This is a genomic window from Pararoseomonas baculiformis, assembly GCF_017813395.1.
GTDB lineage: Bacteria > Pseudomonadota > Alphaproteobacteria > Acetobacterales > Acetobacteraceae > Roseomonas > Roseomonas baculiformis.
Genome location: NZ_JAGIZB010000014.1, coordinates 59,304 through 79,346 on the forward strand (window position 1 = coordinate 59,304; position 20,043 = coordinate 79,346).

The 20,043-nt window shown below is 70.4% G+C and carries 16 protein-coding genes; 11 read left to right on the forward strand and 5 right to left on the reverse strand.

Translation table 11 applies throughout. The features are described 5' to 3' along the window. Nucleotides 1–55: 55 nt before the first annotated feature. Nucleotides 56–727, reverse strand: coding sequence for a glutathione S-transferase family protein (locus J8J14_RS15270; RefSeq protein ID WP_209380401.1), 672 nt, complete (start codon nucleotides 725–727; stop codon nucleotides 56–58). A 103-nt stretch (nucleotides 728–830) separates the two neighbouring features. Between J8J14_RS15270 and J8J14_RS15275 the strand changes: the two genes are divergently transcribed. The 8 genes from J8J14_RS15275 to J8J14_RS15310 all read left to right on the forward strand — a co-directional run bounded on the left by J8J14_RS15275 (nucleotide 831) and on the right by J8J14_RS15310 (nucleotide 8,810). Then, nucleotides 831–1,736, forward strand: coding sequence for a LysR family transcriptional regulator (locus J8J14_RS15275; RefSeq protein WP_209380402.1), 906 nt, complete (start codon nucleotides 831–833; stop codon nucleotides 1,734–1,736). 98 nt (nucleotides 1,737–1,834) lie between these two features. Further along, nucleotides 1,835–2,833 carry a Bug family tripartite tricarboxylate transporter substrate binding protein gene (locus J8J14_RS15280; RefSeq protein ID WP_209380403.1) on the forward strand — a complete coding sequence of 333 codons (999 nt, stop codon included), beginning with the start codon at nucleotides 1,835–1,837 and terminating at the stop codon, nucleotides 2,831–2,833. Nucleotides 2,834–2,896: 63 nt separating this feature from the next. Further along, entirely contained in the window at nucleotides 2,897–4,183 is a 1,287-nt protein-coding gene (locus J8J14_RS15285; protein ID WP_280842964.1) for a flavin monoamine oxidase family protein, read from the forward strand. After that, a complete protein-coding gene (locus J8J14_RS15290; protein ID WP_245215818.1) occupies nucleotides 4,180–5,475 on the forward strand; it encodes an ABC transporter permease in 1,296 nt (431 codons plus the stop codon). Before J8J14_RS15285 ends, J8J14_RS15290 begins: the two co-directional genes overlap by 4 nt. After that, a complete protein-coding gene (locus J8J14_RS15295) occupies nucleotides 5,475–6,227 on the forward strand; it encodes an ABC transporter ATP-binding protein (protein ID WP_209380460.1) in 753 nt (250 codons plus the stop codon). The genes J8J14_RS15290 and J8J14_RS15295 overlap by 1 nt, the downstream gene beginning before the upstream one ends. Beyond that, nucleotides 6,227–7,273, forward strand: coding sequence for an MlaD family protein (locus J8J14_RS15300; protein ID WP_209380405.1), 1,047 nt, complete (start codon nucleotides 6,227–6,229; stop codon nucleotides 7,271–7,273). The genes J8J14_RS15295 and J8J14_RS15300 overlap by 1 nt, the downstream gene beginning before the upstream one ends. Further along, a complete protein-coding gene (locus J8J14_RS15305; protein ID WP_209380406.1) occupies nucleotides 7,273–7,887 on the forward strand; it encodes an ABC-type transport auxiliary lipoprotein family protein in 615 nt (204 codons plus the stop codon). The genes J8J14_RS15300 and J8J14_RS15305 overlap by 1 nt, the downstream gene beginning before the upstream one ends. A gap of 230 nt (nucleotides 7,888–8,117) precedes the next feature. Next, on the forward strand, nucleotides 8,118–8,810 hold the full coding sequence (locus J8J14_RS15310; protein WP_209380407.1) for a hypothetical protein: 693 nt from the start codon (nucleotides 8,118–8,120) through the stop codon (nucleotides 8,808–8,810). 55 nt (nucleotides 8,811–8,865) lie between these two features. Here the strand turns inward: J8J14_RS15310 and J8J14_RS15315 are convergent, their stop codons facing one another. From J8J14_RS15315 to J8J14_RS15325, 3 genes are all read right to left on the reverse strand, one after another. Further along, nucleotides 8,866–11,202: a xanthine dehydrogenase family protein molybdopterin-binding subunit gene (locus tag J8J14_RS15315; RefSeq protein WP_209380408.1), complete on the reverse strand. Its 2,337-nt coding sequence runs from the start codon at nucleotides 11,200–11,202 to the stop codon at nucleotides 8,866–8,868. A gap of 111 nt (nucleotides 11,203–11,313) precedes the next feature. Next, nucleotides 11,314–14,484, reverse strand: a complete 3,171-nt coding sequence (locus J8J14_RS15320) for an efflux RND transporter permease subunit (protein WP_209380409.1) — start codon at nucleotides 14,482–14,484, stop codon at nucleotides 11,314–11,316. 9 nt (nucleotides 14,485–14,493) lie between these two features. Next, complete coding sequence (locus tag J8J14_RS15325) at nucleotides 14,494–15,912, reverse strand: efflux RND transporter periplasmic adaptor subunit (RefSeq protein ID WP_245215819.1); 1,419 nt, start codon at nucleotides 15,910–15,912, stop codon at nucleotides 14,494–14,496. A 268-nt stretch (nucleotides 15,913–16,180) separates the two neighbouring features. Between J8J14_RS15325 and J8J14_RS15330 the strand changes: the two genes are divergently transcribed. The 3 genes from J8J14_RS15330 (at nucleotide 16,181) to J8J14_RS15340 (ending at nucleotide 18,525) form a co-directional block, all read left to right on the forward strand. After that, complete coding sequence (locus tag J8J14_RS15330; protein WP_209380411.1) at nucleotides 16,181–16,969, forward strand: IclR family transcriptional regulator; 789 nt, start codon at nucleotides 16,181–16,183, stop codon at nucleotides 16,967–16,969. Between the two features lie 153 nt (nucleotides 16,970–17,122). Continuing rightward, nucleotides 17,123–18,121, forward strand: a complete 999-nt coding sequence (locus J8J14_RS15335) for an SPFH domain-containing protein (RefSeq protein ID WP_209380412.1) — start codon at nucleotides 17,123–17,125, stop codon at nucleotides 18,119–18,121. After that, nucleotides 18,106–18,525: an NfeD family protein gene (locus J8J14_RS15340; RefSeq protein ID WP_209380413.1), complete on the forward strand. Its 420-nt coding sequence runs from the start codon at nucleotides 18,106–18,108 to the stop codon at nucleotides 18,523–18,525. The genes J8J14_RS15335 and J8J14_RS15340 overlap by 16 nt, the downstream gene beginning before the upstream one ends. A gap of 293 nt (nucleotides 18,526–18,818) precedes the next feature. Here J8J14_RS15340 and J8J14_RS15345 read toward each other — a convergent pair whose 3' ends face one another. After that, nucleotides 18,819–20,033 (reverse strand): MFS transporter, encoded by a 1,215-nt coding sequence (locus J8J14_RS15345; protein ID WP_209380414.1) that lies wholly within the window; start codon nucleotides 20,031–20,033, stop codon nucleotides 18,819–18,821. Between the last annotated feature and the right edge of the window lie 10 nt (nucleotides 20,034–20,043).

Below are 20,043 nucleotides of genomic sequence, written 5' to 3' on the forward strand. Positions count from 1 at the left end.
TTCACCGGATGCGGCGCATCCGGGCGTCTGCTGTGGTGGTGGGGCGGGAAGGGGGTTAGGCCGCGAGCGGCCCCTGGGCCCGGATCGCGGCGTGCCAGCCATAGAAGCCGGCATGCACCTCGTCCCAGCTCGGGCGGGCCTTCATGGTGGCGATCCAGCGCCGGACATGCGGCCAGGGTGAGAGGTCGAACTCCACCAGGTCGCCCAGGGTGACGAAGCTGGCGCCGAGGTAATCGGCCAGGGTGATCTCCGGGCCGAGGATGAAGGGGCCGCCCTCCGCGATCTGCCGGTCCAGGATGGACAGGCGCCTGGCGGCGCTGGCCATGTGCCAAGCGCGGCGCTCCGCCTCCGCTGCCTCGGAAAGCCGGTAGGCCGGGAGCAGCCGCGGGTAGATGCAGCCGTAGTTATAGTCCTTGGAGAAGAGGCCGATGAACCAGTCCATCCACTGGTTCACCCGGGCCCGCGCCTTCGGATCGCCCGGATAGGCGGCGGAGTAATGCAGCTCGGCCAGGTACTTCAGGATCGCCGAACATTCGGAGAGGCGAAAGCCGTCATGCTCCAGCACCGGGACGAAGCGGTTGGGGGAGATCTGCTCGAAGCCCGGCACCAAGTGGTCGCCGGCCGAGATGTCGAGATGCACCAGCTCCAGCGCGATGCCCTCGTCCGTGGCGAAGAGCATCACGGGGCGGGAGGTGGTGGTGACCGGGTCGAAATAGAGCTTCAGCATGGGTCAAGGGTCCTGCGTGGCTGCTGAAGGTGTAGCGCCCTCCGGCACCGTTGCCGGAGAGGAATGCTTGCAGGGAGGTTCTGCACTTCCGCAGAATGAACGGATGTATGACTGGGGCGACCTGCGCTTCCTGCTGGCCGTTGCGGAGGAAGGAAGCACGCTTTCCGCCGCCAGGGCGCTGGGGGTGAACCAGACCACCGTTGCCCGGCGCATCGCGGCGCTGGAGGCGGCGCTGGGCCTGAAGCTCTTTGACCGGCGGCAGGATGGCTACCGGCCGAGCGAGGCGGGGCAGGCGCTGCTGGCCCAGGCCGGGCGCGTGCGGGAGGAGGCGGAAACCCTCTCCCAGCTTGCCTCCCGCCACCGGCGCGCCCTGGCCGGGGTGATCCGGGTGACGACGACCGAGGGCCTGGCCAACAGCGTCTTCACGCCCTGGCTGGCCGATTTCACCGACGCCTATCCCGATATCCGGGTGGAGATGATTGCGGATGAGCGGCGCCTGGACCTGGCGCGGGGGGAGGCCGACATCGCCATTCGCGCCACCAAGGCGCCCGAAGGGGCCGGGATCGTCGCGCGGAGGATCGCCGATGCGCCCTGGGCCGTTTATTGCAGCCGCGGCTATGCTGCCCGCCGCGGAATGCCGGCCGATGCGGCGACGCTGGAAGCGCATGTGGTGATCGGCGCGGATGGCGCGCTGGCCGGGGTGGATCCCTTTGCCTGGCTTTCCCGCGTGGCGCCGCGGGCTCCGGTGCGCACGGTGTGCAGCAGCATCGTGAACATGGTTTTCGCCATCCGCGCGGGGAACGGCCTGGGCCCGCTACCCTGCGCCATGGCGGCGACGGAGCCCGAGCTGGTGGAGTGCTTCCCCCTGCCGGATTTCGGCTACCGCCTGTTCCTCCTCACGCGTGAGGAGCTGAAGGACCTGCCGCGGATCCGTGCCTTCAACGACTTCATCGTCGCCCGGGCCATCTCCATGCGCGACATCATCGAGGGCCGCCCGCGCCAGGAATAGGCCGGCGGCCGGGGGGTGGCACCGGAATCGCATGGCGCCGGCGCGCGGCCATCCGCCATGCTGCGCGCGTTCATGAAGACGACATGGGAGATCCCCTGATGCTGCGACGCCGTTCCCTTCTCGCCGCTCCCCTCCTCCCGGCGCTGGGGGCGGTGCCGGCCGCCGCGCAGCAGGTGGCGGGCGGCCGCCCCGTGCGCGTGGTGGTGCCCTTCCCGCCGGGCGGCGCGATCGACCTGCTCGGCCGGCTCGTTGCGGAGCGGCTCGGCCCGGCCCTCGGTCAGGACGTGGTGGTGGAGAATCGCGGGGGCGCGGGCGGTATCCTCGGTACCGATGCCGTGGCCAAGGGCCCGAAGGATGGCAGCGTCATCGGGGTGATCGGCGGCGCGACGCTCACGGCCTATCCCACCCTCTACAGCCGCCTGCCCTTCGACCCCGTGAAGGACCTGCAGCCGCTGACGCAGATCACCACCGGCGCGCTGATCTGCGTGGTGAATGCAGAGGCCGCGGCACGCCGGGGCTGGACCGACTTCCGCGCCCTGGTCGCCTACTCCAAGGCGAATCCTGATCAGGTGAAGATGGGCTCCTCCGGCCCCGGCACCTCCTCCCATCTCTGCATCGAGGCGGTGAATTCCATGGCCGGCGCGCGCATCCTGCACGTGCCCTATCGCGGCGGCGGGCCCGCCATCACGGATCTCCTGGCCGGCACCATCGACATGATGTTCGACGTGACGCCGGCCCTGATGCCGCATGTGCAGGCCGGAAAGTTCAAGCCGCTCGCCCTGTCTTCCAGGGAAAGGATGGAATTCGCCCCGGAGGTGCCGGGCATGGGAGATTTCGCCGATCTCGGCCTCGGTGAACTCGACCTCAAGCCCTGGAACGCGCTGATGCTGCCCGCCGGCACGCCGGAGCCCGTGGTGCAGCGCCTCTTCGGGGCCATTCGGCAGGTGGCGGCCGACCCGGTGCTGGTGAACCGCCTGAAGCCCCTCGGTTACGATGTGGAGCTGAGCGAAAGCCCGGCCGCCCTGGCCGCGCAGGTGGAGCGGGAGACCCCGGCCTGGAAGCGGCTGGTGGAACTCGCTGGCGTGAAGCTGGACTGACCGGTCTGGACGGGAGAGCCGGGCCGGGGGAAACCCTGGCGCCATTGGGCCGCTTGGACCGGGATGGTGTCGGGGGATTGTGATCTTCTGGTGGTGGGGGCGGGCGCGGCCGGTATCGCGGCCGCCCGGGAGGCGCGTTCGCTCGGGCTGCGGGTCCGCGTGCTGGAGGCGCGTGGCCGGATCGGCGGGCGGGCGCTGACCGACCACTCCCTTGGCACGCCCTTCGATCTTGGGGCCACATGGCTGCACGCGGCGCAGTCCAACCCACTCGTCCCCCTGGCCGAGGCTGCGGGGGTGGAACTGTTCGACCACGACAGCGTGCGGGATTCCCGCGTCTGGATGGGCGGGCGCTGGGCCAGCGAGGCCGAGATGCGGGACTATGGGGCGGCCGAGAGAGCCTGGCACCAGGCCGTGCGCCTCGCCGCCGCCCGCCCGGGCATCAGCCTGGCGGATGCCGCGCCGCGCGGCGGATTCTGGGACGCGACCCTGACCCATTGGGAGGGCCCGGTGATTGCCGCCGCCGAGGCGCGCGACATCGACCTGGGCGATTATCTCGCCACATTGTTGAACGGCTCCAACCTTTTGCCCCGGGATGGGTGCGGCCATGTGCTGGGGGTGCTGGCGCAAGGGCTGCCGGTGACTCTGGAGGCACCGGTTGAGCGGATTTCCTGGGCTGGGCGAGGCGTGCGCGCGGAGGGGCCTTTCGGCGCGCTGGAGGCCAGGGCCGCCATCGTCACGGTCTCCACGGGCGTGCTGGCGGGTGGCGGCATCCGCTTCGACCCCGCCCTGCCGGATTCAACCATGGCCGCGGTGCATGACCTTCCCATGGGCCTCCTGACCAAGATCGGCCTGCCTGCGGCCGGCGAGGACCGGCTGGACCTTCCGCCCTTCGGTGGGCTGGAGCGGCGCCTGGAAGAGGGAGAACGGGCGATGACCTTCGTCGCCTGGCCTTTCGGCCGCGACCATCTTCAGGGCTTCGCTGGCGGCTCGCTCGCCTGGGACATGGCCCGTGAAGGGGATGAAGCCCTGGTCGATCTCGCCTTTTCCGAGCTCCGGCGCATCTATGGCGCGCGGGCGGACCGGGCGCTTCGCCGCGCGGATGCCGTCCTCTCCGATTGGGGCCGTGACCCCTGGGCGCTCGGCGCCTATGCCGCGCTCCGCCCGGGGCGCGGCGGCGCGCGGGAGGCACTTTCGGCCCCGATGGCCGGCGGGCGGCTGATGCTGGCGGGCGAGGCCTGCCATCCGAACCTGGCAGGCACCCTTGCAGGCGCCTGGCTCAGCGGCGCGCAGGCGGCGCGGCAGGCAGCCGGGGCCCTGGGCATGCCGGCCGGGGGCAGCTCGTCCGCATGACGGAGCGGCAGCCCGGCGCTCCCCTTGGCGAGGGAGCGGGCAATCGTCGCGAGGGGCGCCCCGAAGGCGCCGCGGAGCGCGCATCCGTGCCCGGCAGCCCGTCCCTGCCGCCTGCCGAGGACATGGGTCCGGGCCCCGCGCCGGATGCCGCGCCCGAGCCCGGCGGCGCCGTGGAAGCGCCCGCCCCGGCTGGGCAGGAGCCCTCCGCCTCGCCGGGGGTGGAGCGGGATGGCGAGGTGCTCCGCCTTTCCGGCCGGCTGACCAGCATGACCGCCGGCGAGGTCTGGCGCCCCGCCCTGAAGGAGGCGCATGGCGCCCGCCGGATCGATCTCTCGGGGCTGGAGATGCTGGATACGAGCGGCGCCGCTCTTGTCATCGCCGCCGCCCGTGCCGCCGGGGAGGACGTGCCGGTGGAGGGCGCATCCCGCCCCGTGGCCGCCGTGCTGGAACGGTCCCGCGCCGCGGACCGGCCGCCTGCCGCGCCGCCCGCCGGCCGCCGCCTGGGGGTGATCAGCGCCCTCGGCGCCTGGGGGGTGGGCCGGGCCGATGCGGCGCGGGAAGCCACCACCTTCATGGGCGAGGCCTCGGCCACCTTCGTCAACGCTGCACGCCGCCCCCGCGACCTGCGTATCGCCGACGTGCTGCGGCACCTGGACGAGGTGGGAACGCGCGCCTTCGGCCTGGTGATCCTGCTGGGGGTGCTGATCGGCGTCATCCTCGCCTTCCAGTCGGCCATCCCCATGCGGCAATACGGGGCGGATATCTTCGTTCCCCGGCTGGTCGGCATCTCCCTGCTGCGCGAACTCGGTCCGCTGCTGGCCGCCGTGATCCTGGCGGGCCGCACCGGCTCCGCTTTCGCCGCCGAGCTCGGCACCATGACGGTGAATGAGGAGGTGAGCGCCCTCCGCATCATGGGCATCGACCCCATGGTGCTGCTGGTGCTGCCCCGCCTGATCGCCGCCACCCTGGCCATGCCCGTGCTGGCGCTGCTGATGGATCTGGCGGGGCTGGTCGGCATGTCCGTGGTGATGATGGCCACGGGCTTTCCCCTGCAGCTCGTGATCAACCAGGTGCATGCCGGCGTGGCGCTTGGGGATCTGCTGGGCGGGCTGGGCAAGGCCGCGGTGTTCGGGCTGGTGATCGCGGGCATTGGCTGCCGGGCCGGGCTGGCCGCCGGCAGCGGCCCGCGTGCGGTGGGCGATGCCGCCACCTCGGCCGTGGTCGGCGGTATCGTTGCCCTGGTGGTGCTGGACGGCATTTTCGCCGTGCTCTTCTACCGGCTGGGCTGGTGATGGCGGCGGAGGCGGTGATCCAGGCCCGTGACGTGGCCATGGGCTTCGGCAGCCGCGTGCTGTTCCGGGGCGTGAACTTCGACGTGGCGCGCGGCGAGGTCTTCGTCATCCTCGGCGGCTCCGGCTGTGGCAAGTCCACCCTGCTGAAGCTGATGATCGGGCTTTACCAGCCGACGGCGGGGCAGGTGACCATCCTTGGCGGGGACCTTGCCACGGCCGATGGGGAGGCGCGGCGCAACCTGCTGCGGCAGCTGGGCGTCATGTGGCAGTCCGGGGCGCTCTTCGGCTCGATGACCTTGCTGGAGAATGTGATGCTGCCGCTCGAGGCCCATACCGACCTGCCGCGCGAGGCGCGCGAGGATGTGGCCCGGGTGAAGCTCGGCCTCGTCGGCCTTTCGGACGCGGCCGGGCGGCTTCCGGCGGAGATCTCGGGCGGCATGGCCAAGCGCGCGGGTATCGCGCGCGCTATGGCGCTGGACCCGCCGATCCTTTTTCTCGACGAGCCGAGCGCGGGGCTGGACCCCGTGACATCGGCAGGGCTGGATGAGTTGATCAAGGACCTCGCACGCGACCTCGGCACCACCTTCGTGGTGGTGACGCATGAGCTGCAATCGATCCTGGCGATCGGGGATCGCTGCATCATGCTGGACAAGGAGGCGCAGGGAATGATCGCCGAGGGCGACCCGCGGCACCTGCGCGATGACCCGCCGAACGACACGGTGCGCCGCTTCTTCCGGCGGGAGACGCGCTGATGCCGGCCACATCCCGCGGCCTCTACCTGCGCGTCGGCGTCCTCATCCTGGTGGGGCTGGCGCTCGGCGTTGCCTTCATCCTGTTCTTCACCGCCGGCAAGCTCGGCCGCAACACGGTCACCTACGAGACCTATATCCGGGAGAGCGTGCAGGGGCTGGATATCGGCGCCGCCGTGCGCTTCCGCGGCGTGCAGCTCGGCCAGATCACGGAGATCAACCTCGTTGCGACGGAATATCCGCCACCGGAAGGGGGGCTTTCGGGCGCCTACCAGCGGGTGATCGTGCGCTTCGCCCTCGATCTCTCGCGCCTCCGCGACGCACCCAATGTCGAGCGGGCGGTGGCGAACGGGCTGCGGGCCCGGCTGGCGAGCACGGGCATCACCGGGGTGGGCTATCTCGAACTGGATTTCGTGGATTCGGCCCGCTTCCCCGTGGAGGATGCGCCCTGGACGCCGCAATACCCTGTGATCCCCGCCGTGCCGAGCACCGTGGCCCAGGTCACCTCCGTCGCCGAGCAGCTGGCCCTGCGCATCAGCAACCTGCCGATCGAGCAGATCATGACCGACATGGCCGGCCTGCTGACCGACCTGCGCCGCCAAGTGAGTGACGGCGACGTGGCCCAGGCTTCCCGTGCCGCGACGGAGACCCTGGATACGCTGCGCCAGGCCGTGCAGGACCTGAACCTGGCCGGGCTTTCGGCCGATCTCCGCGCGACACTGGGAGAGGCGCAGTCCACGATCGAGGAGGCGCGGGGGATCATCGGCGGCCCGGAGGTGCGGGGCACGCTCCGCAACGCCAACGCATCCATGGAGCGGCTGCAGGCCGGGCTGGCCCGGCTGCCCAGTGCGATCGCGCAGGTGGAACAGGCGGCCCGCTCGATCAACAACACGGTCGGCAACATCAACGGCGACCTGGCGCCGACCCTGCGGGATCTTCGCGCGACCTCGGGCAACCTGCGGGACACGACGGAAATGCTGCGGCGGGCGCCGGGGGCAGCCATCCTGGCGCCACCGCCGCCGGCCCCGGACTGGGCAAGGAGGCGGTGATGCGGCGACGGATGATCCTGGCGGCGGGGCTGGCCCTGCCCGGCGCGCTTGGCGCGTGTTCCGTGGTGAACCAGTCCTATGTCGAGTCCCGGCGATACCCGCTCTCCCCCGACCGGCCGGATTCGCGGCCCCGCCGCACCGGGCGCCGCACCATCCTGATGCGGCTGACCCGCGCGGCGCCGGGGCTGGACAGCCGGCTTCTGCGCTCCATCCGTCCGGACGGCACGGAAGCCCTGGAATACTACGCCGAATGGACGGCCCCGCCCGCCGAGGCGGCGGAGGAGGCGCTGCGGCGCTGGATTACCGAATCCGGCCTTTTCGCCGCCGTTCTTGCCCCGGGATCGCGCGGGAATGCCGACCTGATCCTGGAGAGCGAGCTGACCGCCCTGCATGTGGATCTGGCGCGCGGCGTGGCCGTGGCATCGATGAGTGCCGTCCTGATGCGGGAGACCAGCCAGTTCGGCACGCGGGTGGTGGCCCAGTTCTCTGAAACGGCGACGGCGCCTGTACCCCCGCAGCGGCCACTGGGGCCGGATGCGCAGGCCGCCGGCATGGTCGCGGCGCTGGCCGGGGTGCTCGCCCGCCTGGAAAGAGGCCTCGCCCGTCACGCCTGACGGTGGTGCCGCTCCGGGGAACCGGGGCGGACCAGGCCGCTTGCAGGACAGGCTGGCGCGCGGGGCGGGCCATGGTGTTGCCTGCCGGCACGGGCCCCTTCGGCTCAGGGATCCAGCGCCGTGCGCCATCCACTAGCGTTAAGCCTTTCGTCACCCCTGTCCACGCAGTCTCAAAAACAGAGACGAGACGCCAAAACAGCGTCGTTCCTGAGATGGACGGGACGGGTGCTGTGGGTGATGCAAGCAGGGCGGATGTCTGGGACGAGGTCTGGGCGGAGTATGACGCCCGCCAGGCCCGCCGGCACCCGCGGCCGGCTCCGCGCCGGGCACGGCGGGCATCGACGCCGGAGCTGAATGGCTGGACAGGGCAGGCGCCATCCTGGCGCCGGGTGCGGCCGATGCGGCAGGTGATACCGGCCCTGCTGGCCGGCCTGGTGCTGATCCTGGGCTGGCTGGCGATCCCCTGGCTTCTGGCGTTGCGGATCTCCGTGCCGATTGGCCAGAACGACGCGCCCGCGCTGATCCGCCAGTTCGATCAGGCTTCCACCCAGGCCAGCCTGCGCGCCGCGATGGCGGCGCAGGTGCCCGATGGCGGCGGGGAGGGCGCACGCCGCTTCCTCTCCGGGATGGCGGAGCGGATGGCGGATTCCTGGGCCCGGCCCGAGGGGGTGGCGGCCTGGCTTGCGGTGCGGAGCCAGGCCGGCCGGGGGGATGGGCCGGCGATGCTCTCGCGGCTGCGCTCGGCCCGGCCCCTGGGCCTCAGCGCCTTCTCGCTGGAATATGGGCCCGCCGAAGGCGCAGGCGGCGTGGCCTTCGAACTGGCCTGGCAGGGGGACGGCTTCCGGGTGACCGGCCTGCGCTTCCTCGACGAGCGCCCGGCACCGCTCCGCGCCCCCGCCAGCCCTGTTCTGGCGATGCGGTGAGGGGCGCGCCATGTCTGGCACGCCCCGCCACCCGCCTGCTGGTGGTCCGCTTCCTTCAGGCGGCGCGGGCGGTTTCCAGCGCCTTCCAGACCACTTCCGGCGTCGCCGGCATGTCCAGATGGGTGATCCCATCCTCGGAGAGCGCGTCCACCAGCGCGTTCATCAGCGCGGGCGGGGAGCCCACCGCACCGGCCTCGCCAGCTCCCTTCACCCCCAGCGGGTTGGTCAGGCAGGGAATGGAGAGCAGCGCCACCTCGATTTCCGGCAGGTCCCCGGCGCGCGGCAGGGCGTAATCCATGAAAGATGCCGAGAGTAGCTGGCCGCTTTCGGGATCATAGGCCGTGCGCTCCAGCATCGCTTGGCCGATGCCCTGGGCCACGCCGCCATGCACCTGCCCGCGCACGATCAGCGGGTTCAGCGCATGACCCACATCGTCGGTGACGATGTAGCGCAGCACGGCGATGATGCCGGTGTCCGGGTCCACCTCCACTTCGGCCACATGGCAGCCATTGGGGAAGGTGTGCGCGGGAATGGCGGCGATCTCGGCCGCATCCAGCAGCGTGGCGGCCTCCCCGCGCGAGGCGCGCTCCTGCTGGGTCCTGGCCAGCTCCAGGATGCCGATGCCCCGGTCCGTGCCGGCGATCGCGAAGCGGCCCGCCTCGAACTCGATGTCACCCGCTGAGGCTTCCAGCGCCTCGGAGGCGGCCTGCTTGCCCTTCTCGATCACCGTGGCCGTGGTGGCCAGCAACGCCGTGCCCTCGGAATAAAGGGAGCGCGCGCCGCCCGTCCCGCCGCCGGTGGGGATACGGTCCGAATCGCCCTGCACCACCCGGATCTTCTCCACGGGGATGCCCAGCTCATTGGCCGTGATCATCACATAGGCGGTCTCGTGGCCCTGGCCGGTGGACTGGGTGCCGACCAGAACCTCCACCATGCCATCCTCGGCGAAGCGGACCTCCGCGCGCTCGCTGTCCGAGCCGCCTGTCGCCTCCAGGTAATAGGCCAGGCCGATGCCGCGCCGCTTGCCCTGCGCGGCGGACCGGGCACGGCGGGCAGGGAAGCCTGCCCAGTCGATCTGCTGCAGGGCGTGGTCCATCACCTGCACGAACTCGCCGGAATCATAGGTCTGCCCCACCGGCGTGGTGTGCGGCATGGCGGAGGAGGGCACCATGTTGCGGCGGCGCAGCTCGATCCGGTCGATCCCGGACTCGCGCGCCGCTGCATCGATCAGACGCTCGACCAGGTAGTTGGATTCCGGCCGGCCGGCGCCCCGATAGGCGTCCACCGGCACCGTGTTCGTGGCGACGCCGATGACATTGGCGTGGATCGCCCTGAAGCCATACACGCTGGCCAGGACCTTCGTGCCCGCGAAGGTCGGGATATAGGGGCCGAAGGTGGAGAGATAGGCGCCCATATTGGCGTAGTTCTTCGTGCGCAGCGCGAGGAAGCGCCCATCCTTGTCCAGCGCCAGCTCGCCCGTCGTGATGTTGTCCCGGCCATGCGTGTCGGAGAGGAAGGCCTCGGTCCGCTCGCTGGTCCAGCGCACCGGCCGGGCCAGGCGGCGGGCCGCCATCATGCAGAGCGCGTATTCGGGATAGGTGAAGATCTTCATCCCGAAGCCGCCGCCGACATCATGGGTCAGGACGTGCAGCTTTTCCTCGGGCACGTGGAACACCTCGGCCAGGGTGCTCTTGAGGGACCAGCTCCCCTGCGTGCCGGCATGAAGGGTGAAGCGCTCCGTCCCCGGGTCGTACTCGGCCAGGGCCGCGCGGCCTTCCATGGAGGCGACAACGATGCGGTTGTTCACGATCGTCATGCGCGTGACATGCGCCGCTTCGGCGAACAGACGCTCCGTCTCGGCGCCGTCGCCAGTCTCCCAGTCGAAGATGACGTTGCGCTGGATTTCCGGCCAGACCTGGGGCTGGCCGGGATCGGTGGCGGTGGCGAGATCGGTGACCGAGGGCAGGCTCTCGTAGTCCACCATGATCGCCTCGGCGGCGTCGCGGGCCGCGCCATGATCTTCGGCAACGATGAAGGCCACGGGATCGCCGACATGGCGGACGAAGCCATCGGCCAGCGCGCCGCGCGGGGTGTTGCCGCGGCGCGTGCCGTCCCGGTTCTTGATCGGAACGGCGCATGGGATCTCGCCCAGCCCCTCGCTCTTCCAGTCCTCGGCGGTGAGGACGGCCAGCACGCCCGGGATATCCGCCGCCGCGCTCGTGTCGATGGACAGGATGCGGGCATGGGCATGGGGGGAGCGAAGGATATAGCCGATCGCGGCACCGGCACCGACGCCCTGGGGCACCAGGTCATCCGTGTAGCGGCCGCTTCCCTTTAGGAGGCGGGGATCCTCCACCCGGCGCAGGGGCTGGCTGAGGCCGAACTTCGCCATGACGCATTCTCCCGTGAACTCGCGGGGCGGATCATGCGTGAGGCGGCGGGGAGCGGGAAGGGGGAATAGAAACGGCCCGCGCCGGGGAGCGCGGGCCGTTTCGTTGCGGGCCTAGTGCAGGTCGGCGGGCGTGCCGGTGGAGGGCGGGCCGGGATCCCTGGGCCTGTGCCCGAACCAGCCCTTCACCCGCTCGCGGATGGTCTGGAACACCACATAGAGCATCGGGATCATGAAGATGCCGATGATCGAGGCCGCGAGCATGCCGCCGAAGACCGGCGTGCCCACCGCCCGACGCGAGACGGCGGCCGCGCCGGTCGCGATGACGAGCGGAATGAGCCCGAGGATGAAGGCGATCGAGGTCATCATCACCGCGCGGAAACGGAGCCGCGCGCCCTCGGCCGCGGCCTCGCGGATGCCCATGCCGCGTTCGCGGGCCTCCTTCGCGAACTCGATGATCAGGATGCCGTTCTTCGCGGCCAGCGCAATCAGCACGACGAGGCCGATCTGGGCGTAGATATCGAGCGACAGCTTGCCCAGAAGGATGGCGATGAAGGAGCCGAGCACGCCCACCGCGATCGAGAGCAGCACGGGGATCGGGATGGTCCAGCTCTCATAGAGCGCGACGAGGAAGAGATAGGCAAAGAGAACCGCGAGCGCGAGGATATAGGCCGTCTGTCCCGTCGCCAGCTTCTCCTGGTAGGCGGTGCCGGTCCAGGCATAGCCGTAGCCATTGGGCAGCACGCGTTCGGAAAGCTGCTCCATCGCCGTCAGCGCCTGGCCGGAGGAGACGCCCGGCCTTGGCGCGCCGTTCACCGAGATGGCGCGGTAGTTGTTGTAGCGGAAGATGGTCTGCGGCCCGACCACCGTCCGGATGTCGGCGAAGGCGCGCAGCGGCACCATCTCCCCGCTGTTGCTGCGGACCTGGATGCGCCAGATGTCGTCTAGGTCGTTGCGGTCCCCGGCCTCGGCCTGGATGTTCACCTGCCAGACGCGGCCATACAGGTTGAAGTCGTTGACATAGATGCCGCCCAGCGCCGCCTGCAGGGTGGTGAAGATGTTGGCGATGGGCACGCCGAGCGCCTGCGCCTTGTCGCGATCCACATCGAGGTAGATCGAGGGATTGTTGGCGGCGAAGGTCGAGAACACCGCCGTGAGGTTGGGATCCTGGTTGGCGGGCACGATGAGGCCGAGCATGGCGGCGGCCAGGGCATTGATGTCCCGCCCCTCATAGTCCTGCAGGATGTATTCGAAGCCGCCGCCGGTCCCCAACCCGACGATCGGGGGCAGGTTGAAGGCGAAGATATTGGCCGTGCGGATGGACTGGGTGGCGCCGAAGACGCGACCGATGGCGGCCTGCACGCTGTCCGCCACCTGCGTGCGGTCGGCGAAGGGCTTCATCCGGATGACCATGAAGGCCGAGTTGGACTGCGCCCCGCCATCGATGAGCGAGAAGCCGACGATCCCCAGCGTGCCCTGCACGGAGGGAATGGGGCGGACGATCTCCTCGATCTGGCGCACCACCTCGCGCGTGCGGGCCACGCTGGCGCCGGGGGGAAGCTGGGCCTGGACGAAGAACGCCCCCTGGTCCTCCTGCGGCAGGAAGCCCGTGGGCGTCACCTTGCTGATGGTCCAGATGCCGAAGCCGAAGCCGGCGGTCAGCAGGATCGAGAGGAAGGAGACCCGCACCAGCCGGCGCACGCCGCCCGCATACCGGTCCCGCGTCCAGTCGATGCCGCGCAGCACATAGCCGATCGGTCCCCGGCGGGGGCCGTGATGCGGCTTGAGGATGATGGCGCAGAGCGCCGGGGAGAGGGTGAGGGCGTTGATGGCCGAGATGACCATGGCCGCCGAGATCGTCACCGCGAACTGGCGGAACAGCTCGCCGGACAGGCCAGGGATGAAGGCGATCGGAACGAAGACGGAGAGGAGGACGAGGGTGATCGCGATGATCGGGGCCGTGATCTCCTGCATCGCCTTCTTGGTGGCGTCCGCCGTGGAGAGCTCGGGATGCTCCTCCATCACGCGTTCCACGTTCTCGACCACCACGATGGCATCGTCCACTACGATGCCGATGGCCAGGACCATGGCCAGCAGGGACACGGTGTTCGCCGAGTAACCCATGCCGAGCAGGATGATGAAGGCGCCGATGAGACTGACCGGGACCGCGATGGTGGGGATGATCGTCGCCCGCCAGCTGCCGAGGAACAGGTAGACCACCACCACCACGAGGATGAAGGCCTCGATGAGGGTCTTGATGACCTCGTGGATCGTCTCGTTCACGAAGTCGGAGCTGTCGTAGAAGACCTCGGTATCCAGCCCCTGCGGGAAGCGGACACTGAGTTCCTGCAGCCGCTGCTTCACGGCGGTCGAGACCTGCACCGCATTGGCGCCGGGGGCGAGATAGATGCCGAAGGCAATTGCGGGCTGGCCGTTGAACCGGTTCTCCGTGTCCATATTCGCCGCGCCGACCTCGACCCGCGCGACGTCGCGCACGCGCAGGACCGAGCCGTCCTGGTTGGCACGGACCACGATGTTCCCGAATTCCTCGGGCGTCTGGAGGCGACCGCGGGTTTCCAGGTTGATCTGGAAGGGCTGGTCGTCGCCGATGGGCCGGCCGCCCAGGCGCCCGACGGCGGCCTGGACGTTCTGGCCCTGGATGGCGGCGATCACGTCCTGCGCCGTCATGTTCAGGCTGGCGAGGCGGTCCACCTCGAACCAGACGCGCATGGAGTAGTCCTGCGCGCCGAACACGTTCACCTGGCCGACGCCGGGCACGCGGGCGAGGTCGTCCAGCATGTTGATGGTGAAGTAGTTCGAGAGGAAGAGCGGGGCGAGGCCGCCCTGCTTCGCGTAGAGGAAGCCGAACATCAGCACGGCGGAGGACTGCTTGCGCACGGTCACGCCGCTGCGCTGCACCTCCTGCGGCAGGCGGGCCATGGCGGCCTGGACGCGGTTGTTCACGTTCACCGTCGCCAGGTCGGGATCGGTGCCGAGCTGGAAGGAGACGTTCAGCGAGTAGGTGCCGTCATTGGCGGAGTTGGAGCGCATGTAGATCATGCGGTCCACGCCGTTGATCTGGCCCTCCAGCACCTGCCCGATCGTCTGCTCCACCACAGTGGCCGAGGCGCCCGGATAGCGCGCGGCGACCGAGACCTGGGGGGGCACGATGTCGGGGAACTGGGAAACGGGGATGCGGAGCAGCGAGATCGCGCCTGCGATGAGCGTGAGCAGCGCGATGACGATCGCCAGCCTGGGGCGATCGACAAAGGTTCCGGAGATCATGTTCCTGCCTTACCGGGCGGAGCCGGACTGGTTGGCTGGCGACGTCGCGGCCTGGGGCTGGCTGGTGCCCGGCTGCCCCGTGTTCGGCGCGGCCGGCGCGCCGGGCGGGGAGGAGGCGGTTCCCACCGGGGCGCCCTGGGCGGTGCCCTGATTCGCGCGGCCGGGGGCGGCACTCGCCGGCGCATTGCCGGTGGCGGCCGGGCTGGCGGGCGCCCCGGGCTGGCCCGCCTGGGTGCCGGCCTGGGTTCCGGGCGGGACGCTGGCCGGCGCGGCATTCACCTCCTGCCCCGGGCGCACGCGCTGGATGCCTTCCACGATCACACGGTCGCCGGGGTTCAGCCCTTCCTCCACCACCGCCACCTGCGGGGTGTTGCGGCCCAGGCGCAGGTTCCGTCGCTGTGCCTTGCCCTCATTGTCCACGATGAAGGCGTAGTAGCCCTGCTGGTCCTGCAGCACGGCCGCCCGTGGGATGGTGATGGCCAGAACCGGCTCCACCCCCTCCACGAATACGTTGACGAACTGCCCGTCGATCAGCGAGCGGCCGCCGATCTCCGGACGGGTCGGGTTGGGCACCCGTGCGCGGATCAGGATGCTGTCCGTCGCGCGGTTGATCTGGTTGTCGATGAACTCGATCCGCCCGACTTCCGGATAGGTCTTCCCATCCGCCGTGCGGAAGCGGACCTGCACGGCCTCCACGCCCCCGCGGGATGCGTAGCGGTCCCGCAGCTCCAGCGCCTGGCGCTGGGAGACGGGGAAGGAGACCCGCATCGGGTCCTGGCTGACAATGACGGCCAGCGTGCCCGTGGTCGGCCCGACCACATTGCCGACGGTGAGGTTGGTGCGGCCGATCTTGCCGTCGATCGGGGAGCTGATCTCGGTATAGCTGAGATTCACTTCCGCGCTTCGGGCCGCGGCCCTGGCAGCGACCAGTTGCGCATTGGCGGTGCGTTCCTGCGCGACCGCATTGTCGAGCGCGACGCGGGTGCCGGCGCCGCTGCGGGTCAGCTCCTGGGCGCGGGAGAGGGTGACGCGGGCATTCGCCACCTCCGCCTCGGCGGAGGCCACATTGGCCTGGGCACGGGCCAGCTCCGCCTCGAAGCTCTGCCGCTCGATCCGGTAGAGTGGATCCCCGCGATGGACCTCCTGGCCCTCCTGGAAGAGCCGCTCCTGGAGGTAGCCGGTCACGCGGGCGACGATCTCCACCCGTTCCACCGCCTCGACTCGGCCGACGAACTCGGTGCTCTCCGTCACCGGGCGGCGGGCGGCCTCCTGCACGCCCACGGCGGGCGGGCCCTGGGGGCCGAACTGCGCCATCGCGGGACCAGGGGCCGCCAGCAGGGCCAGGGCCGATGCCGCGCCGAGGAGCGCATGGCGAATGCGGGGTGCGGGAGCCCGCGAGGACCCACGGGAAGATGTGCGGCGCGTCATATGCGGCATGTGGCTGAAGGGGCGCGAAGCTGCAAGGAGTGATTGAACCGATCGGTTCAGTCTGGTGGCGGAGAGGTTGCCGGGAGGAGAACGGAGGTTGAACTGAAAATCTCTCGCAATTCGGCCAAGCTGTTCCACTCTACAGCATGCATCCCTTCCGATTCGTCGCTTCGATAAGGGATAGTTCAGCTGTGGCGTGTCCCCGTTCCGGGGCTGAAAGTTAATCCGCGTCACAAGGGGAGAACGAGTTGTGGAACCCATCGTCCTGATGCCCGACGCCGCTCGCGCAGAGGGGGGCCTCGGCGCAACGGGCCAGGGCCAGGGCGCATCGCCCGGCCGCGGCCGGCTTCTCTCTCCACCTTCCACCGCATCGGGCGTGGCAGCCGTCGGGCGCGCAATGACGGTGCTCAGCGCCTTCCGGCCGGGTGACACCTCCCTGCCACTTCGAGTTCTGGCCGCGCGAACCGGGCTCTACAAGAGCACCATTCTTCGCCTCCTCGCCTCGCTGGAACGCCATTGCTGCGTCAAGCGCAACCAGGACGGCACCTGGTCTCCCGGCCCCATGCTGCTGCACTGGGGCTCGCTCTATACCCGCAGCCTCGGCCTGGAGCCGCTAATTCCCCCCGTGCTCGATTCGCTGACCGAGGCAACGGGGCAGGGGGCCACCTTCTGGGTGCGCGCCGATGAGGAGCGCCGGGTCTGCCTCTACCGCGCCGCCCCGCCCCGCACGCTGCGCGTGGCGGTCCAGGCCGGGGACATGATGCCCCTTGGCGCCGCCGCGACCGGCCGCGTCTTCGCGGTCTGGGATGCCGCATCGAGCGAGACGGCCGAGGCGGCGCCGGAACTGGCGCCGGGCGCCTATCCCGTGATCGCCACCCAGGGCACGCGGGAGCTGGACGCGGCCGCCATTTCGGCGCCGGTCTTCCTGCCGGGCGGAACGCTTTGCGGGGCGCTGACCCTGTCGGGCTCCAGCGAGCGCCTCTGGCCCGAGGTGGAGCGGGTGAAGCCGCTGGTCGCGGAGGCCGCGGCGGGCCTCACCCGCGCTCTCGCGGCCTGAAGCCGCCCGGAAGCGCCCGAACCCGGCTACGAACGCAGTTCCGAACCGGCACGGGCCGCGGGGCCGGGCCTTCCGGCCGGCCCGGCGTCGGCGCATGCTGACCCGCAGCCGGATCCCCCGCCTAACCTGGGGACGGCAAGGGAGGTTTCGTCCATGCCGGTTTCCGGCACGATCATCGTCTTTGCCGTCATCCTTATCCTCGCGCTGGTCACGGCAGCGAAGGGGATACGTACCGTCTCCCAGGGCGAGGTCTGGACCGTGGAGCGCTTCGGGCGCTTCACCCATCTTCTCCAGCCCGGGCTGAACTTCATCATCCCCTATATCGACTCGGTCGGGCAGCGGATGAACGTGCAGGAGGTGGTGCTCGACATCCCCGAGCAATCCGTCATCACCCGGGACAATGCGACCGTCACGGTGGACGGCATCGTCTATTTCCGGGTGATGGACCCCGCCAAGGCCGCCTATCAGGTGCAGGACCTGCGGGGCGCCCTGACGGCCCTGGCCATGACCAATATCCGGGCCGTCATCGGTGAGATGGACCTGGACCAGACCCTCTCCTCGCGCGAGCGTATCAACTCGGCCCTGCTGGCGATCCTGGACGGGGCGACCGACCCCTGGGGCGTCAAAGTGAACCGGGTGGAGATCCGCAAGATCGAGCCGCCGGAGAACCTGATCCGGGCAATGAACCTTCAGATGACCGCCGAGCGCGAGCGCCGCGCGACGGTGGTGAAGGCCGAGGGCGCCAAGACGGCCCTGGTGCTTGAAGCCGAAGGCCGGCGCGAGGCCGCCTTCCGCGATGCCGAGGCGCGCGAGCGCATGGCCCAGGCGGAAGCCGCGGCAACCCGCATGGTGGCCGAGGCCGCGACCGGGGCGGGTGTCGAGGCGCTCCGCTATTTTGTGGCCGAGAAATATGTCGGTGCCTTCCAGGCCATCGCGGCCAGCCCGAACTCCCGGCTGGTGATCGTGCCCATGGAGGCCTCCGGCCTTGCCGGGGGAATCACCGCGGCGCTTGAGCTGCTGCAGAAGCCCGCAGGCACCCCTCCGCCAGCCGGGCCCGCCGGTCCGGTCGGCTTCGTCGCGCCGGCATCCACTGCGGCCGGGCCGGCTGCCTCGGTTCCCCGGGTGGGGAGCGGCCCGTGGAACCCTGGCTGATCTGGATCCTCGCCGGCCTCGTCCTGCTCGGCGCCGAGCTTGCCCTGCCCGGTGCTTTCCTGCTCTGGGCCGGGCTGGCCGCGATCGGCACGGGGCTGGTCTGGCTGGTCGTATCACCGGGCTTTCCGCTCTCCGTCGTGATCTTCGTCGGGTTGATGGCGGCCGGGGTGGCGGTCGGCCTGCGTCGGCGGCGCGGCCCGGAACCGCTGCGGGTTAACACGCCGGGTTCCGGCCTGGTCGGGCGGGAGGGCGTGGTGCTCGCGACCGGGCTTCCCGGCTTGCGCGTGAGAGTGGGCGACAGCGACTGGCCCGCCATTGCCCTGGAGGGCCATCCCATCGTGGGAGACATCATCCGGGTGGATGGGGTGGAAGGGACCATACTCCAGGTCCGCCTGACCCGCTGACCCGGTCATCCGTCTCATTCTTGTATATTGCGAGAATGAAAAGATTTGGGCTCAACTCACCGGCAACGAGGCAAACGGGGAGGAGAGGTGGGATGCTGATTCAGACCGGACATCGCCGGGCGCCCGAACGCACGGCTGCGCACCGTGTGCCAAGGCCCTGGCCCCTTTGGATCGCGCTTCCCGCGCTGACCGGGCTGTCCCTCGTCATTTGGGGCGGCATGGCTGCCATGGCGCGCGTCATGCTTTTCTGAAGGCCAGGCTGTCTTTTTGACGAACCAGGCCGGAAGGCCCGGTCAGGCGGGCTTCCGGGTCATGGCGGCGTAAAGCAGGGCACAGGCCGCCACGGCGGCGCCGAAGAACACCAGCCCAGCCCCTGTCCCGGCCATGGCGACCACTGGGCCCGATGCCGCCTGCAGCAGCGCGGCGCCCGCGAAGAAGGACAGGTTTACCCCGGCCAGGGCCTTGCCTGCCTGGTCCGGCGGCACCGCCGCCCGCGTGGCCGCGAAGGCCAGGGGCTGCACGGAAATCAGCAGGAAAAATCCGAGCAGCGTGACCGCATCCCAGGCCGGCGGCATCCCGCCCAGAGGGCCGCCCGGTCCCCCGAGGGCCGTGAGGGCCAGGAAAATGCCTGCGCCGAGATGGCCCAGCACCAGCAGGGCGCGCCGGTGCCCGAAGCGCCGGTCCACGATTCCCCAGAGCGCCGGGCCGATCACCACCGCACTGGTGGCGAGCAGGAGGATGTTGCCGGCCTCCACCCGGGGAAGCCCTTTCACCTCCATCAGCCAGGGCCCGCCCCAGAGCCCCCGCACGCCGATCACCGCGGCGAAGGAGGCGAAGGCGAGCACGACGACGCCGCGCAGCCTGGGCGAGACCGTCAGGCTCAGCACCTCGCGGGCATCGGCAGCGAGGCTGCGCCGCGGGCCGGATGCATCCTCGCCCCGGACAAGAAGCGCGACGAGGCCGAGGATCACCAGGGCGGCACCCGCGCAGGTCCAGTACCCCGCGCGCCAGCCCGAGGCCTCGACCAGGAGCGCGAGGGGGCTCGCGGAGAGCAGCATCCCACAATTGCCGAGCGCCTGGACGAGGCCCGACCAAAGGCCGAACCGGGCCGGGCTCAGCCGCTTGGCCGCATAGGTCACCGGGCCCATCAGCATGCCCGAGCAGCCCAGGCCGAGCACGATCTGCGCGATCAGGAAGCCGAGCGCACCGCCCGCGAGAGCCGCCAGCACCGCGCCGATCCCCGCCACGGCGAGAAGGCCGAGCGCGGTGCGCCGCACGCCGAAGCGGTCCAGCGCCACGCCGAGCGGCACCTGGGCGAAGGCGAAGGAGAGATTGAAGGCCCCGGTGAGCGAGGCGAGGCCGCCCGCCGTGACCCCGAGATCCCGCCCAAGCACATCCGCCGCTATGGCCGGAAGGGTGCGCACCATGTTCGAGAGCACATGGCCGAGGGTGAGGGCCACGAGGGGGGCCACGAAGGCGAGCGAAGCCTCCCGCGCGTCGTCATTCATGAAATTCGCG

Coding starts and splice junctions, on each gene's coding strand:
- J8J14_RS15305 (WP_209380406.1), top strand. CDS start 7,273: ATGCGGCGACGGATGATCCTGGCGGCGGGGCTGGCCCTGCCCGGCGCG.
- J8J14_RS15280 (WP_209380403.1), top strand. CDS start 1,835: ATGCTGCGACGCCGTTCCCTTCTCGCCGCTCCCCTCCTCCCGGCGCTG.
- J8J14_RS15270 (WP_209380401.1), bottom strand. CDS start 727: ATGCTGAAGCTCTATTTCGACCCGGTCACCACCACCTCCCGCCCCGTG.
- J8J14_RS15300 (WP_209380405.1), top strand. CDS start 6,227: ATGCCGGCCACATCCCGCGGCCTCTACCTGCGCGTCGGCGTCCTCATC.
- J8J14_RS15325 (WP_245215819.1), bottom strand. CDS start 15,912: ATGACGCGCCGCACATCTTCCCGTGGGTCCTCGCGGGCTCCCGCACCC.
- J8J14_RS15315 (WP_209380408.1), bottom strand. CDS start 11,202: ATGGCGAAGTTCGGCCTCAGCCAGCCCCTGCGCCGGGTGGAGGATCCC.
- J8J14_RS15295 (WP_209380460.1), top strand. CDS start 5,475: ATGGCGGCGGAGGCGGTGATCCAGGCCCGTGACGTGGCCATGGGCTTC.
- J8J14_RS15330 (WP_209380411.1), top strand. CDS start 16,181: ATGCCCGACGCCGCTCGCGCAGAGGGGGGCCTCGGCGCAACGGGCCAG.
- J8J14_RS15320 (WP_209380409.1), bottom strand. CDS start 14,484: ATGATCTCCGGAACCTTTGTCGATCGCCCCAGGCTGGCGATCGTCATC.
- J8J14_RS15275 (WP_209380402.1), top strand. CDS start 831: ATGTATGACTGGGGCGACCTGCGCTTCCTGCTGGCCGTTGCGGAGGAA.
- J8J14_RS15290 (WP_245215818.1), top strand. CDS start 4,180: ATGACGGAGCGGCAGCCCGGCGCTCCCCTTGGCGAGGGAGCGGGCAAT.
- J8J14_RS15345 (WP_209380414.1), bottom strand. CDS start 20,033: ATGAATGACGACGCGCGGGAGGCTTCGCTCGCCTTCGTGGCCCCCCTC.
- J8J14_RS15335 (WP_209380412.1), top strand. CDS start 17,123: ATGCCGGTTTCCGGCACGATCATCGTCTTTGCCGTCATCCTTATCCTC.
- J8J14_RS15285 (WP_280842964.1), top strand. CDS start 2,897: ATGGTGTCGGGGGATTGTGATCTTCTGGTGGTGGGGGCGGGCGCGGCC.